Source organism: Bowmanella dokdonensis (assembly GCF_017254865.1).
Taxonomy (GTDB): domain Bacteria; phylum Pseudomonadota; class Gammaproteobacteria; order Enterobacterales; family Alteromonadaceae; genus Bowmanella; species Bowmanella dokdonensis.
This window is the reverse complement of sequence record NZ_JAFKCV010000223.1, coordinates 1-334: the sequence shown is the minus strand read 5'-3', so window position 1 is coordinate 334 and position 334 is coordinate 1. Positions and strand designations below refer to the sequence as shown.

Here is a 334-nt window from a genome sequence, read left to right as displayed (position 1 = left end):
AACAGGTTGAATTGGCCGATGCGCTTGAGATTCAGCCCATGACCATGGCTAGATTATTAGATCAGCTCTGTGATCTTCAGCTTGTTGAAAGAGTGCAGGACCCCAATGACAGAAGGGCGTATCAGATTTTTCTTACCCCTGCTGCAAAACCACATTTAGCGGAAATTGAGCGGGTATCAGCCTTAATGCGTGAGCAAATGCTCAGCACCCTAGGCAGCGAGCAGGTGAGCAGTTTTATGCGTACCTTAATACGCTTGCGCACCGGGCTGCTGAACGACTAAGGCAAACAGCTTGTTAATCTCTCTGAATCTGACTCAGGTTACGGCCACTGTCC

General features: G+C 49.1%; 1 protein-coding gene. It reads left to right on the top strand.

Features of this window, described 5'->3' with window-relative positions:
- Positions 1-281, top strand: a 281-nt coding sequence (locus tag J0A66_RS22315) for a MarR family winged helix-turn-helix transcriptional regulator (RefSeq protein ID WP_206576018.1), incomplete at its 5' end; no start/stop codon positions are given.
- Positions 282-334 lie beyond the last annotated feature (53 nt).